Here is a 15515-nt window from a genome sequence, read left to right on the forward strand (position 1 = left end):
TATTTTCTTGCCTCAGCCCGGGAAAGGCAACGCTCTTTCAAGTTAAACGCTGCAAACCCTCATTTCGTCCCTTAAATTGCACACTAGTTCCGCAGTTTGTCACCAAAAAACGAAAAAAGGCGGCATGACGCCGCCTTTTTCAATGCTAGCTAGTATAGCAATCGGGCATTACAGCTTTGTCTCAAGCTCTGGTACAGCTTCAAACAGATCAGCTACCAGGCCATAGTCAGCAACGGAGAAGATCGGTGCTTCTTCATCCTTGTTAATGGCTACGATAACCTTGGAGTCTTTCATGCCTGCCAAGTGCTGGATTGCGCCGGAGATGCCAACGGCAATATACAGGTCAGGAGCAACGATCTTACCGGTTTGGCCAACCTGCATATCGTTAGGTACGAAACCTGCATCCACAGCAGCACGGGAGGCGCCAACTGCAGCACCCAGCTTGTCGGCCAGTTTATACAGCATTTCGAAGTTTTCGCCATTCTGCATGCCGCGGCCACCAGAAATGACTACGCTCGCAGCGGTCAATTCAGGGCGATCGGATACAGCCAGCTCTTCACCAACAAAAGAGGAAACACCAGCGTCATCTGCGATATCTACAGACTCAACTGCGGCACTTCCACCTTCAGCGGACACTGCGTCGAAGGCTGTAGTACGCACAGAGATCACCTTAATGGCATCGGAGCTCTGTACAGTGGCAATGACGTTACCGGCATAAATCGGGCGCTTGAAAGTATCTGCACTTTCAACAGCAACGATGTCGGAAATCGGCTGTACATCCAGCAGCGCAGCAGCGCGTGGCAGCATGTTCTTGCCGGTAGTAGTGGCTGGAGCCAGGATGTGGCCGTAGTCTTTGCCCAAGTCCGCTACCAGCTTGGCAACGTTCTCAGCCAACTGATGCTCGTAAGCAGCATTATCTGCCAGCAGTACTTTGGAAACGCCTTCAGCTTTAGCAGCAGCTTCCGCGACAGGGCCGCAGCCAGATCCAGCAACCAATACAGCAACATCACCGCCAATAGCCTTGGCAGCAGCGATGGTATTGAGCGTAGCGCCCTTCAGCTCGGCGTTGTCGTGTTCAGCAATAACCAGAATGCTCATCAGATTACCTTCGCCTCGTTTTTCAGTTTCTCTACCAGTTCAGCAACGTCAGCAACCTTAATGCCTGCTTGACGCTCAGCCGGCGGCTCAACTTTCAGGGTTTTGGTGCGGGGAGTAATATCAACGCCCAGCTCATCCGGGGTCGTGGTATCGAGAGGCTTACGCTTTGCCTTCATGATGTTAGGCAGGGAGGCGTAACGCGGCTCATTCAGGCGCAGGTCAGTAGTAACAATGGCAGGCAGTTTCAGTTCAACAGTCTGCAGGCCGCCGTCAATTTCACGAGTTACCTTAACAGCGTCGCCTTCTACGGCAACTTCAGAGGCGAAGGTACCCTGCCCCATGCCAGTCAAAGCGCCCAGCATCTGGCCGGTCTGGTTGTTATCGCCATCGATGGACTGCTTGCCCAGAATTACCATTTGAGGCTCTTCTTTCTCAACAATCGCTTTCAAGCATTTGGCTACTGCCAAAGGCTGCAGCTCAGCATCGGTCTCAACCAGGATACCGCGGTCGGCACCCAGGGCCAGTGCTGTGCGGATTTGCTCTTGGCATTGCTTGGAGCCCATGGAAACGGCGACTATCTCGCTGACAACGCCTTTTTCCTTCAAGCGCACCGCCTCTTCTACTGCGATTTCGCAGAAGGGGTTGATAGACATTTTGACGTTGGCTGTATCAACGTCAGAGCCGTCCGCCTTGGGGCGAACCTTGACGTTGTAGTCAACAACGCGTTTCACAGCTACAAGAACTTTCATGGAAATCCCGTCTCAAATATGCTTTTTAACAGCCGCGACTGATAATTCACGTCGCGAACGGATACGGTGTTCTGGTCAAACAAGTGTTTGAACGGCGTGTATGGTGGCGGTTCTATAACGCAAAATCAATAGTCAAATGGAAGTCCCTCCTGCCATTCACAAAATCTATTTCCGGGAATAAGAACCACCTATCCACCCCCAGTAAGCCGTTGAAATACAGCGCATTTGCCATAGCAAATGAATAGTCATGCAATTGGTAGGGTTGATTAAACGCCTATATAATCCGCCAGCAATATAAATGATAAGGCCGGATTGGCCGCAAAAAAGTTGAATACAACTGCTGAGGAGAGTGCCGTGGAACGCGAATCAATGGAATACGATGTAGTGATCGTGGGTGCCGGCCCCGCTGGATTGGCCGCGGCCTGTCGTATTCGTCAGCTCAATGAAGACGTCTCTGTATGTGTCGTGGAGAAAGGCTCAGAAGTAGGAGCTCACATCCTATCCGGTGCTGTATTTGAGCCCACCGCCCTTAATGAACTCTTCCCCGACTGGAAAGAACGTGGAGCCCCCCTCAATACTGAGGTAAAAGGCGACGACATCTACGTCCTGCGCAGCGAAGAGAACTCTATAAAAGTCCCCAACATGTTTGTGCCCAGCACCATGCACAACGAGGGCAACTACATTATCAGTCTCGGCAACCTGTGCCGTTGGCTGGCAGAACAAGCCGAAAGCCTGGGAGTGGAAATCTTCCCTGGCTTCGCCGCTGCCGAAATTTTGTACAACGAAGATGGCTCTGTAAAAGGTATCGCTACTGGCGATATGGGCATCGGCATGAACGGAGAGCAGAAAGACTCTTACATGCCGGGCATGGAGCTGCATGCCAAATACACTCTCTTCGCTGAAGGTTGTCGCGGTCACCTGGGCAAGCAGCTGATCGAACGCTTTAAGCTAGACGAAGATGCCGACCCACAACACTACGGCATCGGTATTAAAGAGATTTGGAAAGTCCCTGCGGACAAACACCAGCAAGGCCTGGTTGTTCACACCGCTGGCTGGCCGCTGGAACAAAGCTCCACCCACGGTGGCGGCTTCCTTTACCACCTCGAAGACAACCAGGTTGTTGTCGGTCTGATTACTGACCTCGCCTACAGCAACCCCCATGTGAGTCCATTTGACGAGTTCCAGCGCTATAAACACCATCCGGTAATCAAGCAGTACCTGGAGGGTGGCGAGCGCGTCGCCTACGGTGCCCGCGCCATAGTAAAAGGTGGCCTTCAATCCCAACCGAAAATGACCTTCCCTGGCGGCCTGTTGATCGGTGATAACGCCGGCACCCTGAACTTTGCCAAGATCAAGGGCAATCACACCGCGATGAAATCCGGCATGATCGCGGCTGAGTCTGTAGTTGAAGCCCTCGCTGCTGAGCGCAACAGCGAAGAGCTGACCGACTACACCACCAAGTATCGCGATAGCTGGGCCTGGAAAGAGCTGCACATGCAGCGCAACTTCGGCCCTGCCCAGCACAAATGGGGCAACATTCTGGGATCTGCCTATGCATTTGTGGATATCAATATCTTTAAAGGCAAGCTTCCCTGGACCCTGCGCGACACCAAGGCTGACCACGCCCAGCTCAAACCTGCTGCTGACTGCGCAAAGATTGACTATCCGAAGCCCGACGGCGTGCTCAGTTTTGACAAGCTATCTTCCGTGTTTATTTCCAATACTAACCACGAAGAAGACCAGCCTTGCCACCTGACCCTGAAGGACCCAGAAGTTCCGCTGAGTCACAACCTGCCGATTTACGATGAACCCGCGCAGCGCTACTGCCCTGCCGGTGTTTATGAGGTTATTGAAGACACCAACGGTAAGCGCTTCCAGATCAACGCTCAAAACTGCGTACACTGTAAGACCTGTGACATTAAGGACCCAACCCAAAATATTGTTTGGGTAACCCCTGAAGGTGCCGGCGGCCCCAATTATCCAAATATGTAATTGGGTCTACACATAAAAATGGCGCCGATGGCGCCATTTTTTATTGCTTGAGAACGCATATTTTCGTGCACTTAATCTAAGGCACAGCCAGCTGACCTCCCTAGAACTTGTACTGCGCGCTCAATGCGAAAGTCTGCCCAATCTCCTCTTCAAAAACGGTGCCCCCCTGCCTCTCAATTTCAATGGCTTCACCCAAAAGGTTCTGCACTTTCGCCTTCACCGTCACCTCATCAGTTGGATACCAGAAGTAAGTCAAATCCAGAGAGTGGAATGGCTGCTCAAATGAATCGGGATGAGGATCTCGCCCCGCTTTGTAAAGGCGCTCACCAAATACGTTATAAACCAAGCTGGCAGAATGGTTCCCGTCCGGGCTATCAAAGCCGAGCAGCATATTAACCACATAATCAGATGCCCCTGTCATTTCGCGGACTGCATTAGTCGGTGCATCAGCCTCATCACCGGCAACAATTTCCGAGTCTTGAAGCGTAATATTGCCCTGCAGGAAGAAGCTATCCATTGGGTCAGAGATAAAGTTAAGGCTTTTCATACCCTCTATTTCTATACCGGTAATCTCACCAGACTCAGCATTTATAATCTCTCGCGCAATATTGTCATCACTTGAGGCAGCTTCAAAAAACTCAATAGGATTAACAATATCCTTATAGAAAGCCGAAATAGTCAGGCTATCGCCGCTATCAAAAAACCACTCTGCGCGAATATCGTAGCTGTCGATCTCCGACGGCCGAACACTCGAATTCCCCCTGATCTGATCATCAGTGTGCGGATCTATATAAATAGCGTCGGTAATTTCACGCAAGTCGGGCCGAACAGCAGTCTTGGATGCGCCGAATCTCAACTGGAATGCCTCCGCCCAAAATGACCCCATATAGGTCAAGGATAATGAAGGATAAATATCATCATCCGTATATACCGCTTCAGCCAACTCCTCGGGGTCATTCGTAATCTGTGGTTCACTTTGCGAGAAACTATAGGGGTTCCACTCTAAAGCAGCTTGACTATAGTCCTCCCATCGGGCCCCAGCTGAAATACGCCAGGTTTCCTCAAGAGTCCAATCGAATTTACCGTAGATCGCATCTGTCGAAGTAGCAGCCAAATAACTTTGCTTGTTACTACCAGACTTGGCAAAAACAAAATTATTCTCATCATCTGTAATATTGGTATCACTGAACACATCACCCAGAGGATCATCAAGAATTGCGCTATCAGCGACATTGAAGATATCCAATCCGAACTCAGTTTGCTTATAGGAGCGCCCTTTCTCAATCCGAGCAAATCCTGCACTCAACTCCAGTGTGGACGAGGAAAATTCAACAGGCAATGTTGCAGACCAACCGTAGTTTCGAACCTCATCCTCCAGCTCAGTAAATCGGAAGCTAGCGCTCCGCGAAGCAATATCCACAGTTGAACTGAGAACTTCACCTGTTTCCGGATCGGTTTCGGTACTCGCAATAACCTCAACCTGATTGGGAATGTCAGTTATCGCTGTCGCATCGGAATAAAACCAATCAACCACCAATTCCTCAGGAATCCAACTTAACAAACCAATAGGCAGCAGCCCCTTAGTTTCCGGACCAAGGGAATGGCTCCCTTTTAGCTGGTGAAGCTCCAACTCCCGCTCTTCATATTTCAGTTCGTAGTTTCTAAATCCAGTACCGTCAGATAACAAGCGATTTGAATTAAAATAGTCGCGGATAGAAGTTTCATCATCCGTATTCCTTAAGAACAAGCTAGTACTTTCAACCGCATGTTCATCCGAAAAACGCAAGCCCAGGTTTAAGTTTCCACTGATATCCACGGAGTAAGTAGACTCATCTCGATGATCAATCTGCTCTTGCGGATTACCGTAATCACGAATAACTCGCTCACTCTCCCTCCACTTACTCTTGTAAGAGCCTCCAGCCAGAAAACCAAGCTCCCAATCATCTCCAAAGTAGAAGCGGTTCCCCACGCTAGCCTTATAATCTTGATCGGGATCAGTAGACGCCTTTGTGATTGAAATATCACGGTTCAAGCCCAGGGCCAATTCCCTGTTTATTGCTTGCGCCGCTTCATATGCCTCCTGATTGCTGGAATACTCATTGCCTTCAGCAATCAGGGTGTCACGAATACCTGCAACCGTCAGATCTCCTTTAAAGCGTTGCAGGGCTGCAGAAATTTCCCCAGACATAGCCCGGGTTCCATCATCGGTGCCCCAAATATCATCATCTCCACCGCTATAGCTGAGCGCATCCCCACTGACTTCACTGTTGCTACCTGTACCAATTTCGACCGAGTAAGTCAGATCATCAGGTATTCCCTTAGTGCGGATGTCAACATTGCCACCACCAAACGAGGCAGACTTATCTACCGAGTAGCTCTTCTGTACCGCCAGCGATTCCACGATAGAGGTTGGGAATAGATCCAGTGGGATGACATTTCTGGTCAGATCCGGGGATGGCACCGTCGAACCATTGAGAGTTGTACTTGAATATCGCTCACCCAAGCCCCTTACGTAAACGAACTTGTCACTTATCAGGGATAATCCAGATACTCGTCGCAGCGCTGCGGCTACGGTAGAGTCCCCCACCCTGCTGATCATCTCAGCCCCGAGGATATCCGTAACTACCTCCTCCTCCAGGCGCTCGCTAATTAGGACTTCAGCTGAGTCTCTAAGGCGCCCATGGACAATAACCTCTTCAACTTCAGGTGCAGAGTTTTCAACTAGCTCTGCATCTTGTGCAGACGCAACGGAAGCAAATGTCGAGCCCGCAGCTATCGCTAAAACAAGCGGCGCCCTTTGAAATTTTTCGTACTTAGCCATCGAACCGGCCTCTTTTCGTTCCAAAGAATCGCGGTCTGAAATCAAAGAAGGCGCCGACTCCATCAGCGAAGGCGGCGCCTTAAATGATCGGGAGCTGTTTCCCAAACCGCTACCTCAAGCTATTACTCAAACCACAGAGGTTGAGCGCGGTCACCTTGATGCAGGCCATAGGTCCAACCTTTAGTCCAGTCGGTACCATCCTGCTCAAGCGCTCCCAAATAGGCGCGACCCAACTCGGCAGAAACTGTCGGTGCAATGCCATCGATCATTTGAGCAGATTCGTCAACGGTAAACATCGCAGGGGAGCCGCCGAGTAAAACAAAGTCTGTATCGGCGTCAGAGGTTGGGTTAACTTCACCGGAGATGGTGGCAAATTGATTGCCGCTATCTACAGCCCAAGTCTCCACATCAAAACTATCTTCATCAGTTTTAGTTCGATCTTCACAAGCAAAAATATTAGAAGTCAGGGCCACCTCGGTGCCTGCAGATGCTTCATCCCGAGTCTGAGAGCTCTCAACACGTAGGCAGTAGTTATCCCCAGCTACTCCGGTCTCATCAGCGAAGAAGGAAGCAACAATTATGGAGTTGCTGATCATCGGGTAAATTCCCTCACGCAGACGCCAACCAGCGCCCGGATCATGGGTACCCTCTTCTTGAGCAGAAATAATGCAGGTCAGGCCATCAATTACCGGTCGACTATTTAACCCCTGGCCAATCAACGAGGAATAGTCAGTAGCATCGCTGTAGGATCCAATTCCATCGGCCTCAATACAGTGATTGCCGTCGGTCTCACTTTGAATCACCAACGCATTGGTAATACTTCCGCGATAACCTTCATCGATATCAATGGAGTCATCACGAACATATAGCGCAACATAGTTTTCTACGTCTACGGCACCGCCGAAGAATTCGATACCGTCATCATAAGTGGAGTAAGTTTGAAGGTTGCGAATGGTTGTTCCATTACCCACGGCGTCAAATGCAATTCCGTTCAACTCATCACCACTGGCAACTTCAGCACCCGTGTGCTTTACAACAACATAAGAAAGCTCGCCAGAGCTGTCGGCATTATTGTCTCCACCGTAATAGGAGGTGTTGTCATCGGTGGAACCTTCAGCAGCTACGTGACACTCACCAGCAAGGGCAAGATTGCCGCCATCAATAGAGCCTGTGTACTGGCACTTATTGGTTACACCAAAGCCATTTATAACCATCCCCCCCCACTGTGAAACGTCTTCGGGACCTACAGTGCCGAGGACATCAGTCTCTGAGGTGAAGGTGATTGGTGAAGTTTCAGTACCGCGAGCAAATACTTGTGATCCACGGTTTACAACCATAAATGCTGAATTATCTTTAAAGGCGATAGTAGCACCCGCTTGAATTTCCAGCTTAACGCCATCACCACCCTCAGAAATCCCTGCTGCAGCCAGATCAGAGTCGCTGGAATAACTTTCACCAACAAACAGACTGCCACTAAAGATATGAGCCCCATCGTTATCCAGCGCAGCCAGATACAAATCTTCAGTCAGGGGGTTTGCTGCAGAAACAAAGTCAGCAGTGTAATAGCAGTTACTATCGCTATATTCACCTTGCACACTAGAACTTTCTATAGTTGCACATGGATTCTCATCCGAAGAATCACCACCTGGATTGGTGATAGAATTGTCCACCGAGTTATCTACTGTTTCCGGCTCGATACTCACACCGCCACCGTCACAACCCGCTAATAGCGCAGTAATCGCAGCTGCCATTAATAGCTTATTCTGTACCCGCTTCATATTTCCCCCTATAGGAATTTCAATCCAAAACTTTAATTGCTTCAACTCCGCCATTTTTAAAAATATAAATGGAAGCTACCAAGCAAATAAAAACTATATTTTTTTGTTTCGCCGTAGCGATTTAGACGGAGGAAAGTTTAGAAATGCACTGTTGCGGATTTGTTACTTATTTAGATATTTCCGTAAATTATCGAATTAATATTCTATTCCTTTCAGAACAAATACACTTATATTTCCATAAGATTTCAAACACTATTTTTTTAATAGAAATGAAATACAGCAACACCACAAACAAATAGTACGGACATGTATATTCCCGGGCTATTTTCCGGACTCAAGCAAGCACCGGCGCAATCAAGTATAAATCCCATAGTGCTAATCAAAATAAAGAAGCGATAGTGGCATCCACTAAACAGTTTGATACCAAAGATATAAATAAGGAAAGTTCGTCGAGAGAGTAAAGTTAGGAGCTATAGGGTCAAGCAAGTACTTTCTAAACTTGAACAGTGTGGAGCAAGGCTATGAATTAAAGCCCCAGCTACAAATCAGCGCTGAGGCGCGAGGAATCCGCCAGCAGGAACCTGAAGCTATCTAATTGCAAGAACCCAGCAGGAAATCTTTTCCGTCACTTTGCACAAAAAGCTTATCGGAATCGCGATCCCCTTCAAGCGCCCAGTCTACCAACTGGTAAAAAACATCCCGGGAAGCGCGAGCCTGTAACCCCCCTCGAATCTCCAGGTAGGGGATTGGCTGCGGCGGGGCACCAAAGTCTCTCAGTTGCCACTGCCCCTCTTCCGACAGCTCAACAACGTCGCCCACATTTGTGGTGAAAAGTAGTTGTTGATGAGTACTCCCGGGGTTGCGGGCCACCTGAGTGATCACAAATGGAACATCCTCCACTGTGATTCGCAGCTTTTCGACAGGGGTGACAAGGAAGTATTCATCCCCCTCACGCTTCAAAATGCTGGCAAACAGTTTCACAAGAGGGTGACGACGAATCTCTGTTCCCTCGTGGATCCAACGGCCATCAGATTTGATGACCATATCCATGTCCCCACAAAGCTCTGGGTTCCACCTTTCTACAGGTGGATGCCCATGAAATTCAGCCTGTAATTTTTGCAGCTGCTGGAACAGGGGCTCAGCCAAGGGCGGACCCCGCAGAATCGCTGTGATGGCTTGTTTGGCTTCCCTCTGGCGTTTTGCGAGAGGACATATCACCGATATGCACACCCACATCCATAATAAACTCCATCAAACCTTCCCTGTCCTCTATTACATTGGCAAAAGACTTGGAGTGATAAAGCTCTACCGCCCCTTGCACAAGCGCCCAGTATGTTGAGTAATAGAAGTATGCAGGAACGTTCTTCAGCATGCCCTGCTCCATACGGCGCTCAAAGACCCGATTGAGAGAAGTGGCATTGGAATTACGGATGTTGTGGAGCTCCGCAATCATTTCTGGAGCCAGGTTCAACGCGATAATCTTCTCCTCCAGGCGCTGGAAGAGTCTATCTTTGCCAGGATCGGCCATACGAGATTCAAAATAGGCGCGGGCTGGCGCGGTGATATCACCTTGCTCAGCTAAAGCTACGGCGGTTTTAAGGCGTTCGGCTAGGGATTTCTCATAATCCATCAGCAAGCGCATGTAGATTTCTGTCTTGGAAATAAAGTGCTTGTAAATTGTGCCCTTACCAATATCCACGCGCTCGGCAATCTGTTCGACCGTGACCTTCTCTTCACCGTGCTCCAACAGAAGCTCCAGAGCCGCATCCAGGATACGCTGCTCCCGCGCGCGGAACCGCTGAACCTTCTCTTTTGCCTTATCCATACTTCCGACCTTCTTTGCCCTTAAAAATGGGGACTGAAATTGACTATTCATTCATGAATAATAGGCAATTCAAGTCGGTTGGAAAAGTGAATCGGGGAATTAGACTGCCTAATATTGAAATTTTTAGTCTGTTTTGCTTACTTTTCAATCAAAATGAGCCTGATTTAGGCGCTGCGTAACTTTTAATTTTAGCACATTGTGACACCTGTCAAGCCAATACCGTAGGGATAGTGCCTTAGGGCTGGGTGCCGAGAGACATCGGGGTAGTCCATCACCCCGAGTTGCTTTTGAACTACAGCAGCAAACACCGCAGAGAAAAGCGAACACCTATTAAACAGATTTCAACTTCAGCTCTAATAAAGGTGCCACTACATCACTATCTTGCGTACGAATCCAAAGCATCTCCTCCTCAGAATAGAGTTCAGCAACAATCGCGTTTGCCAATTCACAATCATGGGAGATCAAGTGCTGCGCCAACCACTCAGCAGCAAAACTACGCTCCTTGCCGAGAGTACCCTGTGAGCGCTTATACAAATTTTTAACGGCCTTCCGCGTGTACTCAATCGTGGCGACACCCGGGGTAGCCTCAACCATCTTGCGATGCAGTTTCTTGCTTTTTTGATTAATTATGTACGGAAGCACCTGCCCTGAAACGTAGTCGTGAGTAACAGCACCTTTACAGGGGCAGTTGTAAGACTTTCTGTTCGCAAATATTTTCTTCAACGCATTCAGATGGTTATTGGTTTTGTAAGCAGATCGGGCCGCTAGACCAGCGTAACCAATAGACAATGCAGTCCCCGCGACAACCAAGCCAATTCCTGTCGCTGAAGTTGCTGCCGCCGCACCGGTAGCCAACCCAGTCAAAGTAGCTCCTGTGGCAGTTTGCGCACCCCATACCCCGTAATACGCAGCGGAGCCAACGCCCCCAACCACAGCCTTTGCAGTACGGTGCCTGCTGACAACCTTGCCAAATTTAAGCGGTGGACGAATATCAATATTTCCGTGTGGCACCTAAGGTATCTCCTACTTCTCTTATTCAATTTTTGTGAGATAGCTGCAAACAATTTAGTTTGACTATCCCCAACAACTATTGGCGCTTTATATCACGAAAATAAGCAAGAAATCGACATGTTGAAATAGTCAATAGCACAGAATATCAAGTTGGCTGAGAAAACCGGCATTTGCGTACTGTAAGTAGACAGATGACAAAAGAGGAGGAGTACCTGTGACCAAAATGGGCCTAACGTTCAAAATATGAATGGGGTTAAAGGGATTTGCTGTTATTATCCTTTTGATTAAGAGCGCAAAGCTCCCCATCTGCAAACTCTGTTAAGTGGAATAGGTAACGGGCAAAATCCCTTATGTTGGAAAAATTAGGTAAGTTATTGGATGTTGAAGAGCTGGATCGAAATCTCTTCCGCAGTCGTCATCACGTTGAAAATTATCGTAAAGTGCTTTTTGGCGGGCAAGTTCTGGGCCAGGCACTGATGGCAGCAACTCGTACCGTTGAGCATCGCCTACCCCACTCCCTACACGCCTACTTCCTCCGCCCTGGCTCTAGCGAGCTGCCGGTGATCTACGAAGTAGACCCAATCCGCGATGGCGGTAGCTTTACCACTCGTCGCGTAGTCGCCAAACAGCGCGGGCGCGCGATTTTCAATATGTCCGCCTCCTTCCAAATTCGGGAACCAGGATTTGACCATCAGGCCGACCTGCCTTGTGTCGAGATTCCCTCCCCTGAGAGCCTGAAAAACACCCAGGAGCTGGCCCTGGAAGCTGGATTGGTTAGCCCGCAGTACGATCAGCGGCGCTATATGATCGATTTTCGTCCGGTAGACCCACAAAGCTACTTTGGCGCTGAAACTCGCGAAGCCAAGTGCATGTTCTGGCTGCGGGCAGAGGGCGAGATGTCGGACGACCCGATGGAGCACCGAGCAGCACTTTGCTATGCATCCGATATGGGACTCCTGGGTACCTCCCTACAACCGCACGACATATCCTTATTCGACCCCCAATTGATGCCCGCGAGCGTTGACCACGCGATGTGGTTCCACCGCGATTTCCGCCTGGATCAATGGCTTCTCTATGTAACGGATAGCCCTTCGGCAACCGGTGCCAGAGGCTTTACCCGCGGCCAGATTTTCACCCGCGACGGAACGCTGGTAGCGTCTACCTGCCAAGAGGGACTGATTCGACAAATAAAAAATTAAATCAGTGGTTTACAGCAGAAAAATTGCTGCTATAGTGCCGCCCCTTCGCAAATGATGCGAAACAAAAAACGGTGAGTAGCGCAGCCTGGTAGCGCACTTCGTTCGGGACGAAGGGGTCGGAGGTTCGAATCCTCTCTCACCGACCAGATTTTCAAAGCCCGCTTTTAGCGGGCTTTTTTGTGCCTGAACTCTTTAGCTTGAGCTGACGATAAGCCGTTCAGATTGCCCCTTACTTTCCCTCAGCACATCGCACCTGGAAAAAGTGCAAGCAACTCCTACTTGCACCTTGTTGGGGCCCCACCTTAGAGCCACTTGCTATTCAACTTCGTCAAATTAGGGGCTAATGCGGAAGCAAACTACAAAAGTCAGATGCGATGGGGGCAAATAAAGAATTGGTTTCAGAAATACCGACGAGGCTTTGAGTATGGCTGGCTTAACTATTTACGCCGATAAACAACTAAGAGATTGCACCCTCAAGGCAGCTGTGTAATTACCCATGTAAACCTTTAGAGTAAAAGCTCTACCAGGAATGAAATCATAAACACAAAAAAGCCCGCTAAAGCGGGCTTTTTCTTTTTGTATGGTCGGTGAGAGAGGATTCGAACCTCCGACCCCTTCGTCCCGAACGAAGTGCGCTACCAGGCTGCGCTACTCACCGAGGCCGCGAATACTACTCATCCATTTTTCAAAGATCAAGTAATTTTTGGCGCGAATGTCATCATGAGTCATTTTGCCGACACAACCGGTCTTTGAGCTGTCCTCAAAGGCAGTCTAATCCGCATTATAGCTGGACCTCCCCGGCTCCAAGCGCCTCTTTCTACACTGGAGATTCAAGCTTTACGGTTGCTAGTAATTGCCCCTATCTCCGACACATCCATTTAGTCTGCCAACTAACAACCAATCCCTTGTTCTCCCTGGGGTCGAACACTTTCCACCAATCTATCCACTCTCTGAACCCCTCTTCTCGTATACGGCAAACTGTGGTCGCCAAAAAAATACCGATATTATTTCTATCCACTTTCTTGTATTTACGTATCTTCAACGACTATCAAGTACTTTTAGTTTTGAGAGCACACGTATAAAAAAATGCAAAGCTCTCCACGGAGAATGCAAGAGTTTGGTACAGAAAAACCAAGAAGGGTATACAGCGCGAGGCAATAGCAAATTACATTGAAACGCAACTAGATATCGTTTTTTGATGTTTTGAGTAAGTAGACCTTTACATAAAAGCGAACTGATAAGTTCTATAAGTTACTTTTCCAAGACATCGATATATACAGTTACCTTTAAATTCCAGTTCGCTATTTACGGATATTTCTACAAGTGCCGCTAGTTTTCACCGGGCATCCGAGAGGGATTTTCCTGAGCCCTAACACCAATACAATGGAGCAGCACCCTGCACGCCACAAGAATATTTACCACCCATTTAAGTATCAAATTCCAAGTAAAACTTTATTTTTTAAAAAATACTCCTTTTGGAAAAATTACAAAATTTTAAGAAAAATAGTGACTACAATTGCGCCCCCATTACCTTTTTGTTTCCCGCTCCATTTTTTTTCAAACTTTCCCTGTGCTTCTGAAAAGCTTCTCTATACTCAGATCAGCCGGCTGAGTGTCCGTCGCAAGATGCAACAACTCGAAAGCTCATTACCGATTTATTATCAGCAGGCTGATCCTAAAAACGGGGCTCTATCAAGCTCCAAAATTCTCACCCGTAAACCATGAAATAACCTGGGCGATAGCCCCCTATCGTCATTGGTCTACTCGAGGAGTACGTTCATGTACCAACCATATGCATATGCTCAAGGGATCTTTGGACAACCACAAAACTATGCCGCACCTCCGATTAATCCGGTCGTCGGACTCACTCCCCCCCAGCCATACCTACCGCTTCAACAGTTAGCACCACAAGGGTTGCTGGGAGAGTTTATTAGCCGCGCAGCTCCGGTAGTTGGTGGCATTGTCGGTGGACCACAAGGTCAATTGATCAATGCACTCGGCGGATTGGGCCAAGTACTGCCCTTCCAGGCCGCACCACAGCTTCCACACCAGTTAGCGCCCCACATTCCTCAGCAGCTTGCTCCACAGATTCCACCTCAGTTCGCTCATCAGTTTGCCCCCCAAAACTATCTCAGCGAATTGATAAATCGCGCGGCCCCTGTTTTGGCCAGTTACATCAATAACCCTCAGGCACAGCTAATCAATGCAGCCGCCCAGCTAGGACAGTTCCTGCCCTACCAAACCGCTCCGCAACTGGCACCGCAAGGTCTCCTCGGTGAGCTGGTTAGCCGTGCCGCACCTGTTCTTGGTAACTACATTGGTGCGCCCCAACAAGGTCAACTCCTTAACAACTTGGCGCGCCTTAGCCACCTACTACCCTACCAGGCCGCACCGCAATTCGCGCCACACCTCATTCCTCAGACCTATGTCGGCCAACCGGTAAATCAACTGGCACCTGTGGCTCCGGAGCAGTATGGGTCGGTTCCCCCGCAGGCTTTTGCACCACTGAGTCAACCGGTGCCATTCCAGGCTTTCCCGCAGCCGCCACAGCAACCTTTTCAGAATTTGAGTGGCATCGGACAACCACTGCCCTATCAGGCAATGCCGCAACCCAACTCAGCCTTTCAGCAACAAGCTTATCTGCACTAAAAATGATGCAAAAAGGGGCTTCACGCCCCTTTTCCTGGGGGTGGGTTCGCCCCTGCCCTACTTTGGATAGCACAGTCACAATGAGAAGAAAATGAAGAAGTTTGAGCAATATGTAGCCGTACCCAATCGTAAGGTATCAGCTAGCACTCTGGAGCTAGAGGAGCTGGTGAAGGAAGCTTCAAATTGCCCCGATGTTAAGGACGTTACTTTGCGCAAAAGCAACGTCACCCTTGTGGCTACACCCGATGCCGTCGACGACCTAAGAAGGAAATTGGGAGGCAAAGTAATTATTGATCCGGATCAACCTGTCCACCCTCTCAATTGAGACTGAAACCCACTCGATTCACCACTTTCAGACGTTTCACACGCGTACTAAATCAGTACCGCACTGAA

At 49.1% G+C, this 15515-nt stretch carries 12 protein-coding genes and 2 tRNA genes; 6 read left to right on the forward strand and 8 right to left on the reverse strand.

Translation table 11 applies throughout. From position 1 onward, the window contains the following. Positions 1-168: 168 nt before the first annotated feature. Together ACJJIW_RS18010 and ACJJIW_RS18015 are read right to left on the reverse strand one after the other, a co-directional pair. Complete coding sequence (locus ACJJIW_RS18010) at positions 169-1098, reverse strand: electron transfer flavoprotein subunit alpha/FixB family protein (RefSeq protein WP_444935966.1); 930 nt, start codon at positions 1096-1098, stop codon at positions 169-171. Further along, positions 1098-1847 carry an electron transfer flavoprotein subunit beta/FixA family protein gene (locus ACJJIW_RS18015; protein ID WP_282932702.1) on the reverse strand — a complete coding sequence of 250 codons (750 nt, stop codon included), beginning with the start codon at positions 1845-1847 and terminating at the stop codon, positions 1098-1100. The genes ACJJIW_RS18010 and ACJJIW_RS18015 overlap by 1 nt, the downstream gene beginning before the upstream one ends. Before the next feature lie 354 nt (positions 1848-2201). On the opposite strand from ACJJIW_RS18015, the gene ACJJIW_RS18020 reads away from it, so the two are divergent. Next, on the forward strand, positions 2202-3839 hold the full coding sequence (locus tag ACJJIW_RS18020; protein ID WP_413665690.1) for an electron transfer flavoprotein-ubiquinone oxidoreductase: 1638 nt from the start codon (positions 2202-2204) through the stop codon (positions 3837-3839). Positions 3840-3939: 100 nt separating this feature from the next. Here the strand turns inward: ACJJIW_RS18020 and ACJJIW_RS18025 are convergent, their stop codons facing one another. The 5 genes from ACJJIW_RS18025 to ACJJIW_RS18045 form a co-directional block, all read right to left on the reverse strand. Further along, positions 3940-6660: a TonB-dependent receptor domain-containing protein gene (locus ACJJIW_RS18025; RefSeq protein WP_444935967.1), complete on the reverse strand. Its 2721-nt coding sequence runs from the start codon at positions 6658-6660 to the stop codon at positions 3940-3942. A gap of 122 nt (positions 6661-6782) precedes the next feature. Further along, positions 6783-8438, reverse strand: coding sequence for a beta-helix domain-containing protein (locus ACJJIW_RS18030; protein WP_444935968.1), 1656 nt, complete (start codon positions 8436-8438; stop codon positions 6783-6785). A gap of 591 nt (positions 8439-9029) precedes the next feature. Then, the gene (locus ACJJIW_RS18035; RefSeq protein ID WP_444935969.1) at positions 9030-9584 is read right to left on the reverse strand and encodes a DUF1285 domain-containing protein; all 555 of its coding nucleotides are present in this window, start codon (positions 9582-9584) and stop codon (positions 9030-9032) included. Beyond that, complete coding sequence (locus ACJJIW_RS18040) at positions 9577-10263, reverse strand: TetR/AcrR family transcriptional regulator (RefSeq protein WP_282932697.1); 687 nt, start codon at positions 10261-10263, stop codon at positions 9577-9579. The genes ACJJIW_RS18035 and ACJJIW_RS18040 overlap by 8 nt, the downstream gene beginning before the upstream one ends. 330 nt (positions 10264-10593) lie before the next feature. After that, a complete protein-coding gene (locus tag ACJJIW_RS18045; protein ID WP_282932696.1) occupies positions 10594-11274 on the reverse strand; it encodes a hypothetical protein in 681 nt (226 codons plus the stop codon). A 350-nt stretch (positions 11275-11624) separates the two neighbouring features. Here ACJJIW_RS18045 and ACJJIW_RS18050 point away from each other — a divergent pair, with 350 nt between their 5' ends. Together ACJJIW_RS18050 and ACJJIW_RS18055 are read left to right on the forward strand one after the other, a co-directional pair. After that, positions 11625-12473 carry an acyl-CoA thioesterase gene (locus ACJJIW_RS18050; RefSeq protein WP_282932695.1) on the forward strand — a complete coding sequence of 283 codons (849 nt, stop codon included), beginning with the start codon at positions 11625-11627 and terminating at the stop codon, positions 12471-12473. A gap of 69 nt (positions 12474-12542) precedes the next feature. Next, positions 12543-12619 (forward strand) — tRNA-Pro (locus ACJJIW_RS18055). A 435-nt stretch (positions 12620-13054) separates the two neighbouring features. Here the strand turns inward: ACJJIW_RS18055 and ACJJIW_RS18060 are convergent. Beyond that, positions 13055-13131, reverse strand: a tRNA-Pro gene (locus ACJJIW_RS18060). A gap of 665 nt (positions 13132-13796) precedes the next feature. Here ACJJIW_RS18060 and ACJJIW_RS18065 point away from each other — a divergent pair. The 3 genes from ACJJIW_RS18065 to ACJJIW_RS18075 all read left to right on the forward strand — a co-directional run bounded on the left by ACJJIW_RS18065 (position 13797) and on the right by ACJJIW_RS18075 (position 15447). Then, on the forward strand, positions 13797-14198 hold the full coding sequence (locus tag ACJJIW_RS18065; protein WP_444935970.1) for a hypothetical protein: 402 nt from the start codon (positions 13797-13799) through the stop codon (positions 14196-14198). A gap of 54 nt (positions 14199-14252) precedes the next feature. Continuing rightward, positions 14253-15122: a hypothetical protein gene (locus ACJJIW_RS18070; protein WP_444935971.1), complete on the forward strand. Its 870-nt coding sequence runs from the start codon at positions 14253-14255 to the stop codon at positions 15120-15122. A gap of 91 nt (positions 15123-15213) precedes the next feature. Further along, positions 15214-15447 carry a hypothetical protein gene (locus tag ACJJIW_RS18075; protein ID WP_444935972.1) on the forward strand — a complete coding sequence of 78 codons (234 nt, stop codon included), beginning with the start codon at positions 15214-15216 and terminating at the stop codon, positions 15445-15447. Positions 15448-15515 lie beyond the last annotated feature (68 nt).

Source organism: Microbulbifer maximicatervae (SeqCode), assembly GCF_052467815.1.

Excerpts from the sequence above, each read along its gene's own strand:
- ACJJIW_RS18010 (WP_444935966.1), bottom strand. The coding sequence starts at position 1,098 with ATGAGCATTCTGGTTATTGCTGAACACGACAACGCCGAGCTGAAGGGC.
- ACJJIW_RS18015 (WP_282932702.1), bottom strand. The coding sequence starts at position 1,847 with ATGAAAGTTCTTGTAGCTGTGAAACGCGTTGTTGACTACAACGTCAAG.
- ACJJIW_RS18025 (WP_444935967.1), bottom strand. The coding sequence starts at position 6,660 with ATGGCTAAGTACGAAAAATTTCAAAGGGCGCCGCTTGTTTTAGCGATA.
- ACJJIW_RS18030 (WP_444935968.1), bottom strand. The coding sequence starts at position 8,438 with ATGAAGCGGGTACAGAATAAGCTATTAATGGCAGCTGCGATTACTGCG.
- ACJJIW_RS18040 (WP_282932697.1), bottom strand. The coding sequence starts at position 10,263 with ATGGATAAGGCAAAAGAGAAGGTTCAGCGGTTCCGCGCGCGGGAGCAG.
- ACJJIW_RS18050 (WP_282932695.1), top strand. The coding sequence starts at position 11,625 with ATGTTGGAAAAATTAGGTAAGTTATTGGATGTTGAAGAGCTGGATCGA.
- ACJJIW_RS18070 (WP_444935971.1), top strand. The coding sequence starts at position 14,253 with ATGTACCAACCATATGCATATGCTCAAGGGATCTTTGGACAACCACAA.
- ACJJIW_RS18075 (WP_444935972.1), top strand. The coding sequence starts at position 15,214 with ATGAAGAAGTTTGAGCAATATGTAGCCGTACCCAATCGTAAGGTATCA.